General features: G+C 59.1%; 10 protein-coding genes, 4 tRNA genes and 1 rRNA gene. All 15 read left to right on the top strand.

Annotation, left to right across the window (positions count from 1 at the left end):
• The first annotated feature begins 114 nt into the window (after nucleotides 1-114).
• Nucleotides 115-228, top strand: a 5S ribosomal RNA gene (gene rrf / locus HF916_RS47555).
• 155 nt (nucleotides 229-383) lie between these two features.
• Nucleotides 384-469 (top strand) — tRNA-Tyr (locus tag HF916_RS47550).
• 41 nt (nucleotides 470-510) lie between these two features.
• A tRNA-Gly gene (locus HF916_RS47545) sits at nucleotides 511-584 on the top strand.
• A gap of 16 nt (nucleotides 585-600) precedes the next feature.
• Nucleotides 601-675 (top strand) — tRNA-Thr (locus tag HF916_RS47540).
• A gap of 62 nt (nucleotides 676-737) precedes the next feature.
• Nucleotides 738-1,928, top strand: coding sequence for an elongation factor Tu (gene tuf, locus HF916_RS47535; RefSeq protein ID WP_168795439.1), 1,191 nt, complete (start codon nucleotides 738-740; stop codon nucleotides 1,926-1,928).
• A gap of 64 nt (nucleotides 1,929-1,992) precedes the next feature.
• Nucleotides 1,993-2,068 (top strand) — tRNA-Trp (locus HF916_RS47530).
• Nucleotides 2,069-2,104: 36 nt separating this feature from the next.
• Nucleotides 2,105-2,485 (top strand): preprotein translocase subunit SecE, encoded by a 381-nt coding sequence (gene secE, locus HF916_RS47525; RefSeq protein ID WP_046567533.1) that lies wholly within the window; start codon nucleotides 2,105-2,107, stop codon nucleotides 2,483-2,485.
• A gap of 1 nt (nucleotide 2,486) precedes the next feature.
• Entirely contained in the window at nucleotides 2,487-3,044 is a 558-nt protein-coding gene (gene nusG / locus HF916_RS47520; protein ID WP_007180147.1) for a transcription termination/antitermination protein NusG, read from the top strand.
• Between the two features lie 167 nt (nucleotides 3,045-3,211).
• A complete protein-coding gene (rplK, locus tag HF916_RS47515; RefSeq protein WP_012434578.1) occupies nucleotides 3,212-3,643 on the top strand; it encodes a 50S ribosomal protein L11 in 432 nt (143 codons plus the stop codon).
• The gene (gene rplA / locus HF916_RS47510; protein WP_168795445.1) at nucleotides 3,644-4,342 is read left to right on the top strand and encodes a 50S ribosomal protein L1; all 699 of its coding nucleotides are present in this window, start codon (nucleotides 3,644-3,646) and stop codon (nucleotides 4,340-4,342) included.
• A gap of 302 nt (nucleotides 4,343-4,644) precedes the next feature.
• Nucleotides 4,645-5,148: a 50S ribosomal protein L10 gene (gene rplJ / locus HF916_RS47505; RefSeq protein ID WP_168795444.1), complete on the top strand. Its 504-nt coding sequence runs from the start codon at nucleotides 4,645-4,647 to the stop codon at nucleotides 5,146-5,148.
• Nucleotides 5,149-5,211: 63 nt separating this feature from the next.
• Nucleotides 5,212-5,583, top strand: a complete 372-nt coding sequence (gene rplL, locus HF916_RS47500) for a 50S ribosomal protein L7/L12 (RefSeq protein WP_035554731.1) — start codon at nucleotides 5,212-5,214, stop codon at nucleotides 5,581-5,583.
• A gap of 370 nt (nucleotides 5,584-5,953) precedes the next feature.
• Entirely contained in the window at nucleotides 5,954-10,060 is a 4,107-nt protein-coding gene (rpoB, locus tag HF916_RS47495) for a DNA-directed RNA polymerase subunit beta (protein ID WP_168795443.1), read from the top strand.
• A gap of 21 nt (nucleotides 10,061-10,081) precedes the next feature.
• Complete coding sequence (gene rpoC / locus HF916_RS47490) at nucleotides 10,082-14,320, top strand: DNA-directed RNA polymerase subunit beta' (RefSeq protein ID WP_168795442.1); 4,239 nt, start codon at nucleotides 10,082-10,084, stop codon at nucleotides 14,318-14,320.
• Nucleotides 14,321-14,524: 204 nt separating this feature from the next.
• Entirely contained in the window at nucleotides 14,525-16,372 is a 1,848-nt protein-coding gene (recQ, locus tag HF916_RS47485; protein ID WP_168795441.1) for a DNA helicase RecQ, read from the top strand.
• The last annotated feature ends 221 nt before the right edge of the window (nucleotides 16,373-16,593 follow it).

Below are 16,593 nucleotides of genomic sequence, written 5' to 3'. Positions count from 1 at the left end.
TTTGTTGTGCCTCGAACAACACAGCCCAACGCTTTAGCTCTGGTGAGCATCACCAGAAACTACTTCTTCCAGATTGGCGGTACTGCCCCACCGGCAGTACGGCAACAAGTCATGCCTGATGATCATAGCGAGTCGGTCCCACCCCTTCCCATCCCGAACAGGACCGTGAAACGACTCCACGCCGATGATAGTGCGGATTACCCGTGTGAAAGTAGGTAATCGTCAGGCTCCCTAGCAGCAACAGAAACCCCACCCCGCAAAGGTGGGGTTTCTGCGTTTAAAGAAGTGCTGAAATCACTATATAAGTGAGAGCCTTGGGTTTGGAACGGTCAGTCAAGTCTTGACAACAAGCGGTTGTTCCCCCATAATCATCAGTTCTCTGCGGAGGGGTGCCCGAGTGGCTAAAGGGGGCAGACTGTAAATCTGTTGGCTTACGCCTACGTTGGTTCGAATCCAACCTCCTCCACCAGAATGCAAGTTGTAGTAGTTGTTGGGAATCCATGGATCCTTGCGGGTGTAGCTCAATGGTAGAGCAGAAGCCTTCCAAGCTTACGACGAGGGTTCGATTCCCTTCACCCGCTCCAGCAATACAGAAGTAGCGCCCATGTGGCTCAGTGGTAGAGCACTCCCTTGGTAAGGGAGAGGTCGGCAGTTCGATCCTGCCCATGGGCACCAGAAGTCTCGGTGATTGTTTGCGCCCGGCGCAACGTACGGAAAAATCCTCTTAGGAGTCGAAAATGGCCAAGGGTAAGTTTGAGCGGACCAAGCCGCACGTGAACGTCGGCACGATCGGTCACGTTGACCACGGCAAGACCACGCTGACGGCAGCGATCACGACGGTGCTGACCAAGAAGTTTGGCGGCGAAGCAAAGGCGTACGACCAGATCGACGCGGCGCCGGAAGAAAAGGCACGTGGTATCACGATCAACACGGCACACGTCGAGTACGAAACGGCTAACCGCCACTACGCCCACGTCGACTGCCCGGGCCACGCTGACTATGTGAAGAACATGATCACGGGCGCAGCGCAGATGGACGGCGCGATCCTGGTGTGCTCGGCTGCTGACGGCCCGATGCCGCAAACGCGTGAGCACATCCTGCTGGCGCGTCAGGTTGGTGTGCCGTACATCATCGTGTTCCTGAACAAGTGCGACATGGTGGACGACGCCGAGCTGCTCGAGCTGGTGGAAATGGAAGTGCGCGAGCTTCTGTCGAAGTACGACTTCCCGGGCGACGACACGCCAATCATCAAGGGTTCGGCCAAGCTGGCGCTGGAAGGCGACACGGGCGAGCTGGGCGAAGTGGCGATCATGAACCTGGCCGACGCGCTGGACACGTACATCCCGACGCCGGAGCGCGCGATCGACGGTGCGTTCCTGATGCCGGTGGAAGACGTGTTCTCGATCTCGGGTCGCGGCACGGTGGTGACGGGTCGTATCGAGCGCGGCGTCGTGAAGGTTGGCGAGGAAATCGAAATCATCGGCATCAAGCCGACGGTGAAGACGACCTGCACGGGCGTGGAAATGTTCCGCAAGCTGCTGGACCAGGGTCAGGCAGGCGACAACGTGGGTATCCTGCTGCGCGGCACGAAGCGTGAAGACGTGGAGCGTGGCCAGGTGCTGGCGAAGCCGGGTTCGATCAACCCGCACACGCACTTCACGGCTGAAGTGTACGTGCTGAGCAAGGACGAAGGTGGCCGTCATACGCCGTTCTTCAACAACTATCGTCCGCAGTTCTACTTCCGTACGACGGACGTGACGGGCTCGATCGAGTTGCCGAAGGACAAGGAAATGGTCATGCCGGGCGACAACGTGTCGATCACGGTGAAGCTGATCAACCCGATCGCGATGGAAGAAGGTCTGCGTTTCGCTATCCGCGAAGGCGGCCGTACGGTCGGCGCAGGTGTGGTTGCCAAGATTCTCGAGTAACGCCAGATAGTTCTCGTTAATCGGTAGTTTCGGGGTTGGCGGTGTCGTCAACCCCAAATGGTTTAGGGGTATAGCTCAACTGGCAGAGCGTCGGTCTCCAAAACCGAAGGTTGGGGGTTCGATTCCCTCTGCCCCTGCCAACTCTCGCGCCGTATGCGGCGCTTCGTTAAGGTGTTATGGCGAATCCTTCCGTCGAAACTGTAAATACATCCGGCGACAAGCTGATGCTCGTCGCGGGCGTATTGTTAGTCTTGGCCGGGTTCGTGGGGTTCTTCTGGCTCAGCGGCCAGGAATGGTACGTCCGCGGAGCCGCCTTGGCTGTTGGTGCGATCGCGGGTGTTGCGGTCGGTCTTCTCTCCGCGCCTGGCAAGGGTTTCATCGCTTTCGCCAAAGATTCGTACAAGGAAGTCCGTAAGGTTGTTTGGCCGACTCGCAAAGAGGCTACCCAGACAACCCTCGTAGTGTTCGGCTTCGTGTTCGTCATGGCGATTTTTCTTTGGATTAGTGATAAGTCCATCGAATGGGCGATTTTCTCGGTGATTCTGGGTTGGAAATGATATGAGCGATACTCCGGCATCCCCGAGCGGCAAACGTTGGTACGTCGTGCACGCCTACTCCGGCATGGAGAAGAGCGTGCAACGTGCGCTCCAAGAGCGCATCGAACGTGCTGGCATGCAAGACCAGTTTGGTCAAATCCTTGTTCCGACTGAAGAAGTGGTCGAGGTGAAAGGCGGTCACAAATCGGTGACCGAGCGTCGTTTCTTCCCGGGCTATGTGCTCGTCGAAATGGAAATGACTGACGAGACGTGGCACCTCGTGAAAAACACGGCAAAGGTGACGGGTTTCGTAGGCGGTGCACGAAATCGTCCGAGTCCGATTTCCCCGCGGGAAGTTGAGAAGATCATGTCGCAAATGCAGGAGGGCGTGGAGAAGCCGCGTCCAAAAACCCTGTTCGAAGTCGGCGAGATGGTGCGGGTGAAGGACGGTCCGTTCACGGATTTCAACGGCAGCGTCGAAGAAGTGAACTACGAAAAGTCGCGCGTCCGTGTTTCCGTTACAATCTTCGGCCGCGCAACGCCGGTCGAGCTGGAATTCGGCCAGGTCGAAAAGCTGTAATCCAGAATTCTACGGAGCGCACCAGTCGGTGCGTTCCGTATTTCGCGCTTACGGTCCGCGTAATGGCCGTTGAGGAGCGTAAGTACCCAATTTTTCGGCGAACGCGCGCTACTACTCACTGAACGCCCGCATGTACCCGTGCGGTGTTCCAAAGAGGTTTTTTCAACATGGCAAAGAAAATCATCGGCTTTATCAAGCTGCAGATTCCTGCAGGTAAAGCCAATCCGTCGCCGCCGGTCGGTCCGGCACTGGGCCAACGCGGCCTGAACATCATGGAGTTCTGCAAGGCGTTCAACGCGCAGACTCAAGCACTGGAGCCGGGTCTGCCGACTCCGGTCGTGATCACCGCGTTCGCGGACAAGAGCTTCACGTTCGTTCTGAAGACGCCGCCGGCAACGGTTCTGATTAAGAAGGCAGCGAAGATCGACAAGGGTTCGAGCAAGCCGCATACCGACAAGGTCGGCAAGATCACCCGCGCTCAAGCTGAAGACATCGCCAAGACCAAGATGCCCGATCTGACGGCAGCTGATCTGGACGCAGCGGTTCGTACGATCGCTGGTAGCGCCCGCTCGATGGGCATCACCGTGGAGGGCGTGTAAATGGCTAAGCTTTCAAAACGTCTGCAAGCATTTGCAGCCAAGGTTGATCGTCAAAAGCTGTACGCAATCGACGAAGCTCTGTCGCTCGTGAAGGAATGCGCAAGCGCGAAGTTCGACGAGTCGATCGACGTCGCCGTGCAACTCGGCATCGACGCGAAGAAGTCGGACCAAGTGGTTCGTGGCTCGGTCGTGCTGCCGGCTGGTACGGGTAAGTCGGTTCGCGTCGCAGTGTTCGCACAGGGCGAAAAAGCTGAGCAAGCTCGTGCAGCGGGCGCTGAAGTCGTCGGTATGGAAGACCTGGCTGAACAAGTTAAGGCCGGCAAGCTGGACTTCGACATTGTGATCGCTTCGCCGGACACGATGCGCGTTGTCGGTACGCTCGGTCAAATCCTCGGCCCGCGCGGCCTGATGCCGAACCCGAAGGTCGGTACGGTTACGCCGGACGTCGCGACTGCCGTGAAGAACGCCAAGGCTGGTCAGGTGCAATTCCGTGTCGACAAGGGCGGTATCATCCACGCCACCATCGGCCGTGCTTCGTTCGAGCCGACGGCTCTGCGTAGCAACCTGAACGCTCTCGTCGACGCGCTGCAAAAAGCGAAGCCGGCAACGAGCAAGGGTGTCTACCTGCGCAAGGTTGCGCTGTCGAGCACGATGGGTGTTGGCGTTCGCGTCGACCAGGCATCGATCGCAGCACAGTGATAGATTTCATCGCCTCGGCGTAAGTCGGGGCGGTTTTATGGGCTTTGGGCGGTCGTAAGGTGGCAGTCTGCATCGAGCGACCGGTTGTCAAAGACCGTTGGCGGGCACGCAGCAGGTAGGCGAGTCCTTAATGTAAAGCCAACGCAGATGGCGAACCCGAAAAGGTTTTGTAGTGATGAAGCCGGTTGATATCCGCAGCAATGTGGGTATCAGGCGGTCGAAATACTCCTGACTGGTCGGACGCCGTTATTGAACGCGGTACACAAGGCGCACGCTGCGTGTATCGAATCTGGAGGTTAACCGTGCCACTTAACAAAGAAAGCAAGCAGGCCGTCGTCGCTGAGGTTGCCGCGCAAGTCGCGAAAGCCCAGACCGTGGTTCTGGCTGAGTATCGTGGAATCGCGGTTGGCGATCTGACCAAGCTGCGCGCGAAAGCGCGTGAGCAACAGGTTTACCTTCGCGTGTTGAAAAACACGTTGGCGCGTCGCGCTGTCGAAGGTACCCCGTTTGCTCCGCTGGCAGAGCAGATGACTGGTCCGCTGATCTACGGCATCTCGGAAGATGCAATTGCTGCTGCTAAGGTCGTCAACGACTTTGGCAAAACCAATGACAAGTTGATCATCAAGGCCGGTTCCTACGAAGGCAAGGTGATGGACAAGGCTGGCGTGCAAGCGCTGGCAAACATCCCGAGCCGCGAAGAACTGCTCGCCAAGCTGTTGTACGTTATGCAAGCACCTGTTTCCGGCTTTGCGCGCGCTCTGGCCGCGCTGGCAGAAAAGAAACAAGGCGAAGAAACCGCTGCGTAACGCACTTCAGTCGAGCGTGATTGATCGCTGGCTGTATCCGAATTCAATTTAGGAGTATTTCAAATGGCAATCGCAAAAGAAGACATCCTCGAGGCAGTAAGCTCGATGTCGGTTCTGGAACTGAACGAACTGGTCAAGGCGTTCGAAGAAAAGTTTGGCGTGTCGGCAGCGGCTGTTGCAGTGGCAGGCCCGGCAGGCGCAGCTGCAGCTGTTGCTGAAGAGCAAACCGAATTCACGGTCAACCTGACGGAAGTCGGCGCGAACAAGGTTTCGGTCATTAAGGCTGTTCGTGAACTGACGGGTCTCGGCCTGAAGGAAGCGAAGGATCTGGTCGACGGCGCACCGAAGCCTGTTAAGGAAGCGGTGCCGAAGGCTGCTGCTGAAGAAGCCAAGAAGAAGCTGGAAGAAGCCGGCGCGAAAGCTGAAATCAAGTAAGTTTCAGCGCGCTGTGCGAAGGCTGGCGGTTTTCCACCGCCGGCCTTTTTGTGCTTTGTGGGGGACGCGTTTTTGCCTAGCCTTTTCGGCAAGAATGTGGCTCCCAGAGGCCAAAGAAAACCGCCATTCGGCAACATTGACCGGCGTTTCTCTTTGTCTTCTGAAGCGACTGCAGAAGGCAAGTTTGGTCGGGTAGCGGGCAACATAGGCATCCGCTGCCGTCAGCCAGCGGTTGGTAGCGGCCAACCACCAAGCTTCTAGGCTCGTTCAGGCCATCGGACGGCCATCGGGTCTCAGTCGGTGAACACTCGGGTTGTCTCATCAAGGTATCCTGCCTCGACAACAATGCCCGCCGTGATTCGGAGATCGTATGCAATATTCCTTCACCGAGAAGAAGCGTATTCGCAAGAGTTTTGCGAAGCGCCCCATCGTTCACCAAGTACCTTTCCTGCTGGCTACCCAGCTTGAATCATTCAGCACGTTTCTGCAAGCAGACACGTCGTCCACGCAACGCAAGCCGGAAGGCCTGCAAGCTGCGTTTACTTCCGTTTTCCCGATTGTTTCGCATAACGGGTTCGCTCGTCTAGAGTTCGTCAGCTACATGCTGTCGCCGCCGGCATTCAACATCAAGGAATGTCAGCAGCGCGGTTTGACGTACTGCTCGGCCCTGCGCGCGAAAGTGCGCCTGGTGCTGCTCGACAAGGAATCGCCGAGCAAGCCGGTCGTCAAGGAAGTGAAGGAACAGGAAGTGTACATGGGCGAAATTCCGCTCATGACGCCGACCGGTTCGTTCGTCATCAACGGCACGGAACGTGTGATCGTTTCGCAGCTGCACCGTTCGCCGGGCGTGTTTTTCGAACACGACAAGGGCAAGACGCACAGCTCGGGCAAGCTCCTGTTCTCGGCACGTATCATTCCTTACCGCGGTTCGTGGCTCGATTTCGAGTTCGACCCGAAGGACGTGCTGTACTTCCGCGTCGATCGTCGCCGTAAGATGCCGGTCACGATCCTGCTGAAGGCAATCGGGCTCACGCCGGAACAGATCCTCGCAAACTTCTTCGTGTTCGACAATTTCACGCTGATGCCGGAAGGCGCACAGATGGAATTCGTGCCGGAGCGTCTGCGTGGTGAAGTCGCGCGTTTCGACATCACGGACCGTGATGGCAACGTGATCGTCCAGAAGGACAAGCGGATCAACGCGAAGCACATTCGCGACCTCGACAACGCGAAGACCAAGTTCATCTCGGTCCCGGAAGACTATCTGCTCGGCCGCGTGCTGGCGAAGAACGTCGTCGACGGCGACACCGGTGAAGTCATCGCCAACGCGAACGACGAAATCACGGAAACCGTCCTCGAGAAGCTGCGCGAGTCGAAGATCAAAGACATCCAGACGCTCTACACGAACGATCTGGATCAAGGTCCGTACATCTCGTCGACGCTGCGTATCGACGAAACCGCGGACAAGATGGCCGCACGCATCGCGATCTACCGCATGATGCGTCCGGGCGAACCGCCGACCGAAGAAGCGGTCGAGGCGCTGTTCAACCGTCTGTTCTACAGCGAAGACGCATACGACCTGTCCAAGGTGGGTCGTATGAAGTTCAATCGCCGTGTCGGCCGCGACGAAATCGTCGGACCGATGACGCTGCAAGACGACGACATCCTCGCCACGATCAAGATCCTGGTCGAGTTGCGTAACGGCAAGGGCGAAGTGGACGACATCGACCACTTGGGCAATCGTCGTGTGCGTTGCGTCGGCGAACTGGCGGAAAACCAGTTCCGCGCAGGTCTCGTGCGTGTCGAACGTGCTGTGAAGGAACGCCTCGGTCAGGCCGAAAGCGAAAACCTGATGCCGCACGACCTGATCAACTCGAAGCCGATTTCGTCGGCGATTCGCGAGTTCTTCGGTTCGTCGCAGCTGTCGCAGTTCATGGACCAAACGAACCCGCTGTCGGAAATCACCCACAAGCGCCGTGTTTCGGCTCTTGGCCCGGGCGGTTTGACGCGTGAGCGCGCTGGCTTTGAAGTCCGCGACGTGCACCCGACTCACTACGGTCGTGTGTGCCCGATTGAAACGCCGGAAGGTCCGAACATCGGCCTGATCAACTCGCTCGCTCTGTACGCGCACCTGAACGAATACGGCTTCCTCGAAACGCCGTATCGCAAGGTCGTGGACAGCAAGGTGACCGATCAGATCGACTATCTGTCGGCGATCGAAGAAGGCCGTTACGTGATCGCTCAGGCGAACGCGGCGGTTGCTGCTGACGGCTCGCTGACCGACGAACTGGTGTCGTCACGTGAAGCAGGCGAAACGCTGATGGTCACGCCGGACCGCATCCAGTACATGGACGTGGCGCCGTCGCAGATCGTGTCGGTGGCAGCATCGCTGATTCCGTTCCTCGAGCACGATGACGCGAACCGCGCATTGATGGGTTCGAACATGCAGCGTCAGGCTGTGCCGTGTCTGCGTCCTGAAAAGGCCGTGGTCGGTACGGGTATCGAGCGCACGGTGGCAGTCGACTCGGGTACGACGGTTCAGGCATTCCGCGGTGGCGTGGTGGACTACGTCGACGCAGGCCGTATGGTGATCCGCGTGAACGACGATGAAGCGGTTGCTGGCGACGTCGGCGTGGACATCTACAACCTGATCAAGTACACGCGTTCGAACCAGAACACGAACATCAACCAGCGCCCGATCGTGAAGGTCGGCGACATCGTGTCGCGTGGCGACGTGCTGGCTGACGGCGCATCGACCGACCTCGGTGAACTGGCTCTCGGCCAGAACATGCTGGTCGCGTTCATGCCGTGGAACGGCTACAACTTCGAAGACTCGATTTTGATCTCGGAGAAGGTGGTTGCTGACGACCGTTACACGTCGATCCATATCGAAGAACTGAACGTCGTTGCTCGCGATACGAAGCTCGGACCGGAAGAAATCACGCGCGACATCTCGAACCTGGCTGAAGTGCAACTCGGCCGTCTCGATGAGTCGGGCATCGTCTACATCGGCGCTGAAGTCGAAGCAGGCGACGTGCTGGTCGGCAAGGTCACGCCGAAGGGCGAAACCCAACTGACGCCGGAAGAAAAGTTGCTGCGCGCGATCTTCGGTGAAAAGGCTTCGGACGTGAAGGACACGTCGCTGCGCGTGCCGTCGGGCATGAGCGGCACGGTGATCGACGTCCAGGTGTTCACGCGTGAAGGCATTCAGCGCGACAAGCGTGCGCAACAGATCATCGACGATGAACTGAAGCGCTATCGCCTCGACCTGAACGACCAGTTGCGTATCGTGGAAGGCGACGCGTTCCAGCGTCTCGCACGTATGCTCGACGGCAAGGTCGCGAACGGCGGTCCGAAGAAGCTGGCCAAGGGCACGAAGATCGAACAGGCTTACCTGCAAGATCTGGATCACTACCACTGGTTCGACATCCGCCTCGCGGACGAAGAAGCAGCGGCACAGCTCGAAGCCATCAAGGACTCGATCGAACAGAAGCGTCACCAGTTCGATCTGGCGTTCGAAGAAAAGCGCAAGAAGCTCACGCAAGGCGACGAACTGCCGCCGGGCGTGTTGAAGATGGTCAAGGTATATCTGGCAGTCAAGCGCCGCCTGCAGCCTGGCGACAAGATGGCCGGCCGTCACGGTAACAAGGGTGTGGTGTCGAAGATCGTTCCGATCGAAGACATGCCGTACATGGCCGACGGCCGTCCGGCTGACGTCGTTCTGAACCCGCTCGGCGTGCCGTCGCGGATGAACGTGGGTCAGGTTCTCGAAGTGCATCTGGGTTGGGCCGCGAAGGGTCTCGGCTGGCGTATCGGCGAAATGCTGCAGCGTCAGGCGAAGATCACTGAACTGCGCGAATTCCTGACCAAGATCTACAACGAGTCGGGCCGCGCCGAAGAGCTGGACAGCTTCACGGACGACGAGATCGTCGAACTGGCGAAGAACCTGCGCGAAGGCGTGCCGTTCGCGACGCCGGTGTTCGACGGCGCGACGGAAGAAGAAATGTCGCGCGCGCTGGACCTGGCATTCCCGGACGACATCGCGAAGAACCTCGGCATGACGCCGTCGAAGAATCAGGTGCGTCTGTACGACGGCCGCACGGGCGAAATGTTCGAACGTACGGTGACGGTCGGCTACATGCACTACCTGAAACTGCACCACTTGGTCGACGACAAGATGCACGCGCGTTCCACGGGCCCGTACTCGCTCGTGACGCAGCAGCCGTTGGGCGGTAAGGCGCAATTCGGTGGCCAGCGTTTCGGTGAAATGGAAGTGTGGGCGCTCGAAGCGTACGGCGCATCGTACGTGCTGCAGGAAATGCTGACGGTGAAGTCGGACGACGTGGCAGGCCGGACCAAGGTTTATGAAAACCTGGTCAAGGGCGATCACGTGATCGACGCCGGCATGCCGGAATCCTTCAACGTGTTGGTGAAGGAAATCCGCTCGCTCGGTATCGACATCGACCTCGACCGCAACTAATCGGACTACGGAGAGAAAGCAATGAAAGCTCTGCTCGATCTATTCAAGCAAGTCCAACAGCCTGAAGTTTTTGACGCGATCAAGATCGGTCTGGCTTCGCCGGACAAGATCCGTTCGTGGTCGTTCGGTGAAGTGAAGAAGCCGGAAACCATCAACTACCGGACGTTCAAGCCGGAACGCGATGGTTTGTTCTGCGCGAAGATCTTCGGGCCGATCAAAGACTACGAATGCCTGTGCGGCAAGTACAAGCGCCTGAAGCACCGTGGCGTGATCTGCGAGAAGTGCGGCGTCGAAGTGACGCTGGCGAAGGTGCGTCGCGAACGGATGGGCCACATTGAACTGGCCTCGCCGGTTGCGCACATCTGGTTCCTGAAGTCGCTGCCGTCGCGTCTGGGCATGGTGCTCGACATGACGCTGCGCGATATCGAACGCGTGCTGTACTTCGAAGCATACGTGGTGATCGATCCGGGCATGACGCCGCTGAAAGCGCGGCAGATCATGACGGAAGAGGATTACTACAACAAGGTCGAAGAATACGGCGACGAATTCCGCGCCGAGATGGGTGCGGAAGGCGTGCGCGAACTGCTGCGCGCGATCAACATCGACGAACAGGTCGAGATGCTGCGCACCGAACTCAAGAACACGGGTTCGGAAGCGAAGATCAAGAAGTACGCGAAGCGCCTGAAGGTGCTCGAGGCTTTCCAGCGTTCGGGCATCAAGCCTGACTGGATGGTGCTCGAAGTGCTGCCGGTGCTGCCGCCGGAACTGCGTCCGCTGGTGCCGCTGGACGGCGGCCGTTTCGCGACGTCGGACCTGAACGACCTGTATCGCCGGGTGATCAACCGTAACAACCGGTTGAAGCGTCTGCTCGAACTGAAGGCGCCTGAAATCATCGTCCGCAACGAAAAGCGGATGCTGCAGGAAGCCGTCGATTCGCTGCTCGACAACGGTCGTCGCGGTAAGGCCATGACCGGCGCGAACAAGCGTCCGCTGAAGTCGCTTGCTGACATGATCAAGGGTAAGGGCGGTCGTTTCCGTCAGAACTTGCTCGGTAAGCGCGTCGACTACTCGGGCCGTTCGGTGATCGTGGTCGGCCCGACGCTCAAGCTGCATCAGTGCGGTCTGCCGAAGCTGATGGCGCTCGAACTGTTCAAGCCGTTCATCTTCAACAAGCTCGAAGTGATGGGTGTTGCTACCACCATCAAGGCTGCGAAGAAGGAAGTCGAGAACCAGACGGCGGTGGTGTGGGACATTCTCGAAGAAGTCATTCGCGAACATCCGGTCATGCTGAACCGTGCGCCTACTCTTCACCGTCTTGGCATTCAGGCTTTCGAGCCGGTGCTGATCGAAGGTAAGGCAATTCAGCTGCATCCGCTCGTTTGCGCGGCGTTCAACGCCGACTTCGACGGTGACCAGATGGCTGTTCACGTGCCGCTGTCGCTCGAAGCGCAGATGGAAGCGCGCACGCTGATGCTGGCGTCGAACAACGTTCTGTTCCCGGCCAACGGCGATCCGTCGATCGTGCCGTCGCAGGATATCGTGCTCGGTTTGTACTACGCGACTCGTGAAGCAGTGAACGCCAAGGGCGAAGGCCTGACGTTCACGGGCGTCTCGGAAGCGCTGCGTGCGTACGAGAACAAGGAAGTCGAGCTCGTCTCGCGCGTCAACGTGCGGATCACCGAAATGGTCCATAACGAAGACAAGTCGGAAGGTGCGCCAGCGTTCGTGCCGAAGATCACGCTGTACGCGACGACCGTCGGCCGTTCGATCCTGTCGGAAATTCTGCCGCCGGGCCTGCCGTTCTCGGTGCTGAACAAGCCGCTGAAGAAGAAGGAAATCTCGCGCCTCATCAACACCGCATTCCGCAAGTGCGGTCTGCGTGAAACGGTGATTTTTGCCGATCAGTTGATGCAGTCGGGTTTCCGTCTGGCAACGCGCGCTGGTATCTCGATCTGCGTCGACGACATGCTCGTGCCGCCGCAGAAGGAAACCATCGTCGGCGACGCCGCGAAGAAGGTGAAGGAATACGACCGTCAGTACATGTCGGGTCTCGTCACCTCGCAAGAACGCTACAACAACGTGGTCGACATCTGGTCGGCAACGTCGGAAGCGGTCGGCAAGGCGATGATGGAACAGCTGTCGACGGAACCGGTCACGGATCGCGACGGCAACGAAACGCGTCAGGAATCGTTCAACTCGATTTACATGATGGCGGACTCGGGTGCTCGTGGTTCCGCGGTTCAGATTCGTCAGCTGGCTGGTATGCGTGGCCTGATGGCGAAGCCGGACGGCTCGATCATCGAGACGCCGATTACGGCGAACTTCCGTGAAGGCCTGAACGTGTTGCAGTACTTCATCTCGACCCACGGCGCACGTAAGGGTCTGGCTGATACGGCACTGAAGACGGCAAACTCGGGTTACCTGACGCGTCGTCTCGTCGACGTGACGCAAGATCTGGTGGTGGTCGAGGACGATTGCGGTACGTCCAACGGCGTCGCCATGAAGGCGTTGGTCGAAGGCGGTGAAGTCGTCGAAGCGCTGCGTGACCGTATCCTTGGTCGCGTGACGGTGGCTGACGTCGTTAATCCGGAATCGCAGGAAACGCTGTACGAAACGGGCACGTTGCTCGACGAAGACGCGGTCGAAGAAATCGAACGCCTCGGTATCGACGAAGTGCGCGTGCGTACGCCGCTGACTTGCGAAACGCGTTACGGTCTGTGCGCAGCCTGCTACGGCCGCGACCTGGGCCGCGGCTCGTCGGTCAACGTCGGTGAAGCAGTCGGCGTGATCGCTGCGCAGTCGATCGGTGAACCGGGCACGCAGCTCACGATGCGTACGTTCCACATCGGTGGTGCGGCGTCGCGTGCGGCAGTGGCTTCGTCGGTTGAAGCGAAGTCGAACGGCACGGTGCGTTTCACGGCGACGATGCGTTACGTCACCAACGCGAAGGGCGAGCAGATCGTCATCTCGCGTTCGGGCGAAGCGATGATCACCGACGACCACGGTCGCGAGCGCGAACGTCACAAGGTGCCGTACGGCGCGACGCTGTTGCAACTGGACGGCGCGCAGATCAAGGCCGGTACGCAACTGGCAACGTGGGATCCGCTGACGCGTCCGATCATCACCGAGTGGGGCGGTACGGTGAAGTTCGAAAACGTCGAAGAAGGCGTGACCGTTGCGAAGCAGATCGACGATGTGACGGGTCTGTCCACGCTGGTCGTGATCGACGTGAAGCGTCGTGGCTCGCAAGCCGCGAAGACGGTGCGTCCGCAGGTCAAGCTGCTCGATGCGAACGGCGAAGAAGTCAAGATCCCGAACACCGAGCACTCGGTGCAGATCGGCTTCCAGGTCGGCGCTCTGATCACCGTGAAGGATGGTCAGCAGGTGCAGGTCGGTGAAGTGCTGGCACGTATTCCGGTTGAATCGCAGAAAACGCGTGACATTACCGGTGGTCTGCCGCGTGTGGCCGAACTGTTCGAAGCACGTTCGCCTAAGGACGCAGGTATCCTGGCGGAAGTCACGGGTACGACATCGTTCGGTAAGGACACGAAGGGCAAGCAGCGTCTCGTTATCACGGACCTCGAAGGCAATCAGCACGAGTTCCTGATCGCGAAGGAAAAGCAGGTTCTGGTGCACGATGGTCAGGTCGTCAACAAGGGCGAAATGATTGTCGACGGTCCTGCCGATCCGCACGACATCTTGCGTCTGCAAGGTATCGAAGCGCTGTCGCGTTACATCGTGGACGAAGTGCAGGACGTGTACCGTCTGCAAGGCGTGAAGATCAACGACAAGCACATTGAAGTGATTGTTCGTCAGATGCTGCGTCGCGTGCAGATTTCGGATAACGGCGATACGCGCTTCATCCCGGGCGAACAGGTCGAGCGGTCGGATATGCTCGACGAGAACGACCGTATGATCGCGGAAGACAAGCGTCCGGCAACGTACGAAAACGTCTTGCTCGGTATCACGAAGGCCTCGTTGTCGACCGATTCGTTCATCTCGGCGGCGTCGTTCCAGGAAACGACCCGCGTGCTGACCGAAGCGGCGATCATGGGCAAGCGCGACGACCTGCGTGGTCTGAAAGAAAACGTGATCGTCGGCCGCCTGATTCCGGCCGGTACGGGTCTCGCGTTCCACAAGGCACGCAAGAGCAAGGAACTGTCGGACCGCGAGCGTTTCGATCAGATCGCAGCGGAAGAGTCGTTCGAATTTGGTACGCCGGAAACCCCGGCCGCCGAACAGCAGCACTCAGGCGAGTAAGTCCTGGCGGCGCAAGCCGCTTGGGGCTCACCGGCCAGCGAAGCCGCTCAGTTTCGACTGAGCGGCTTTTTTTATGCGCTTTTCTTTTTGCGTTTTTTTGCGGATTGGTAGGCCGAACGGCTAACGCTGCATCAAAGCGCAGGCGCAGCACGAATGCGTTGGTAAAATTCGTGTCACCGGCATCACGCTGCTTCTCTCAAATTCATGTCCCGTCCGCTCGAAATCCTCAACGAAGTCTTCGGTTACCCCGCGTTCAGAGGACAGCAGGGCGAAATTGTCGAGCACGTCGCCGGCGGCGGCGATTGTCTCGTGCTGATGCCGACGGGCGGAGGCAAGTCCCTCTGCTATCAGATTCCGTCGCTGGTGCGCCGGGAAGGCGGCTTCGGCGCCGGCATCGTCGTTTCTCCGCTGATCGCGCTGATGCAGGACCAGGTCGCCGCGCTCACCGAAGTGGGCGTGCGTGCGGCGTATCTGAATTCGACGCTGTCGAGCGCCGAGGCGATGGCGACCGAGCGCGCATTGCGCGAAGGCGAAATCGATCTGCTCTACGTGGCGCCAGAACGTTTGATGACACCCCGTTTCCAGGAACTGCTGGAGCGCACGCGCATCGGATTGTTCGCCATCGACGAAGCGCATTGCGTGTCGCAATGGGGGCACGATTTCCGACCGGAATACATTCAATTGTCGGTGCTGCACGAGCGATTCCCGAACGTGCCGCGAATTGCGCTGACGGCCACCGCTGATGCAATCACGCGCGACGAGATCATCCACCGCCTCGCGTTGGACGACGCGCGCATTTTCGTGTCGAGCTTCGACCGGCCGAACATCCGTTATCGCATCGTCGAGAAGGACAATGCGCGTACGCAGTTGCTGGACTTCATCCGCGCGGAGCATTCGAAGCCGGACGGCACGACCGACGCCGGCGTCGTCTATTGCCTGTCGCGTCGCAAGGTCGAAGAGACGGCGGAGTGGCTGAAGGAAAAAGGGATGCGCGCGCTGCCGTATCACGCCGGCATGGAATTCGAAATCCGCCAGAAGCATCAGGAGATGTTTCAGCGCGAGGAAGGGATCGTGATGTGCGCGACGATCGCATTCGGCATGGGCATCGACAAACCGGACGTGCGTTTCGTCGCTCACCTCGACTTGCCGAAGAGCGTCGAAGGCTACTACCAGGAAACGGGTCGCGCGGGCCGCGACGGCATGCCGGCGAACGCATGGATGGCCTACGGTCTCGGCGACGTCGTGCAGCAGCGCAAGATGATCGACGAGTCCGACGCTGACGACGCGCACAAACGCGTACAGACCGGCAAACTGGATGCGTTGCTCGGACTGTGCGAGGCGGCGACCTGCCGGAGAGTGCGACTGCTCGCGTATTTCGGTGAGTCGAGCAAGCCTTGCGGCAACTGCGACAACTGCCTTGAACCGCCGGACACATGGGATGCGACACGTGAGTCGCGGATGGCGCTGTCGTGCGTGTTTCGCGCGCAGCGGGCGAGCGGCTTTCACTTCGGCGCCGGCCATCTGATCGACATCCTGCGTGGTAGCAGCAGCGAGAAAATCGTGCAGCGTGGTCACGAGAAGCTGACCACGTTCGGCATCGGTTCGGCGTTGGGCGAGCCGGAGTGGCGCGCGGTATTTCGCCAACTGGTCGCGTTCGGCTATCTAACGGTCGACCATGAGGGATTTGGCTCGCTTGTCCTGACCGAGGCAAGCAAGCCGGTGCTCAAGGGCGAGCAGAACGTCACGATGCGCCGCTACGTGAAGCCTACGCGCACGCGTCAATCGTCCGGCCGCACCAGTGAGCGTGCCGACCCGACGATCGGCATGGGCCCGCGCGAACGCGCGCGCTGGGAGCGGCTGCGCGCATGGCGCACCGAAACCGCGAAGAGCGACGGCGTGCCGGCGTACGTGATTTTCCACGATGCGACCTTGGCGGAAATTGCCCGCAACGGCCCCGACTCGATCGAGGATTTGCGCGGCATTCCGGGTATGGGCGCGCGCAAACTAGACCGTTTCGGCGACGAATTGCTGGAAGTCGTCGCCGCGGACTAAGCTCTCAGCGAGTGCCTGAGCGGGTCGACAGGGGTACGAAACATCGCAACCTGTTGACTCCCTTAGTAATTTCGGAATATTATGCTAGGTTCCGGTTCTTGGAGTGCCTGCGCGCGAAGTCAATTCGTACGCTGACTACCCTGTCCGGAAGTTCGATGCGCAATCGTTTCTGCTTTGCCCGGAAACAGATGCGTCGATTTTGTTCAATTTCAGGAATAAAC

The organism is Paraburkholderia aromaticivorans (assembly GCF_012689525.1).
GTDB lineage: Bacteria > Pseudomonadota > Gammaproteobacteria > Burkholderiales > Burkholderiaceae > Paraburkholderia > Paraburkholderia aromaticivorans_A.
This window is presented reverse-complemented; position numbering and strand designations above follow the sequence as displayed.

What these genes read in the sequence shown, in the direction of transcription:
- rpoB (WP_168795443.1), top strand. Translation starts at nt 5,954, where the DNA reads ATGCAATATTCCTTCACCGAGAAGAAGCGTATTCGCAAGAGTTTTGCG.
- tuf (WP_168795439.1), top strand. Translation starts at nt 738, where the DNA reads ATGGCCAAGGGTAAGTTTGAGCGGACCAAGCCGCACGTGAACGTCGGC.
- rplA (WP_168795445.1), top strand. Translation starts at nt 3,644, where the DNA reads ATGGCTAAGCTTTCAAAACGTCTGCAAGCATTTGCAGCCAAGGTTGAT.
- rpoC (WP_168795442.1), top strand. Translation starts at nt 10,082, where the DNA reads ATGAAAGCTCTGCTCGATCTATTCAAGCAAGTCCAACAGCCTGAAGTT.
- recQ (WP_168795441.1), top strand. Translation starts at nt 14,525, where the DNA reads ATGTCCCGTCCGCTCGAAATCCTCAACGAAGTCTTCGGTTACCCCGCG.
- rplL (WP_035554731.1), top strand. Translation starts at nt 5,212, where the DNA reads ATGGCAATCGCAAAAGAAGACATCCTCGAGGCAGTAAGCTCGATGTCG.
- nusG (WP_007180147.1), top strand. Translation starts at nt 2,487, where the DNA reads ATGAGCGATACTCCGGCATCCCCGAGCGGCAAACGTTGGTACGTCGTG.
- secE (WP_046567533.1), top strand. Translation starts at nt 2,105, where the DNA reads ATGGCGAATCCTTCCGTCGAAACTGTAAATACATCCGGCGACAAGCTG.
- rplK (WP_012434578.1), top strand. Translation starts at nt 3,212, where the DNA reads ATGGCAAAGAAAATCATCGGCTTTATCAAGCTGCAGATTCCTGCAGGT.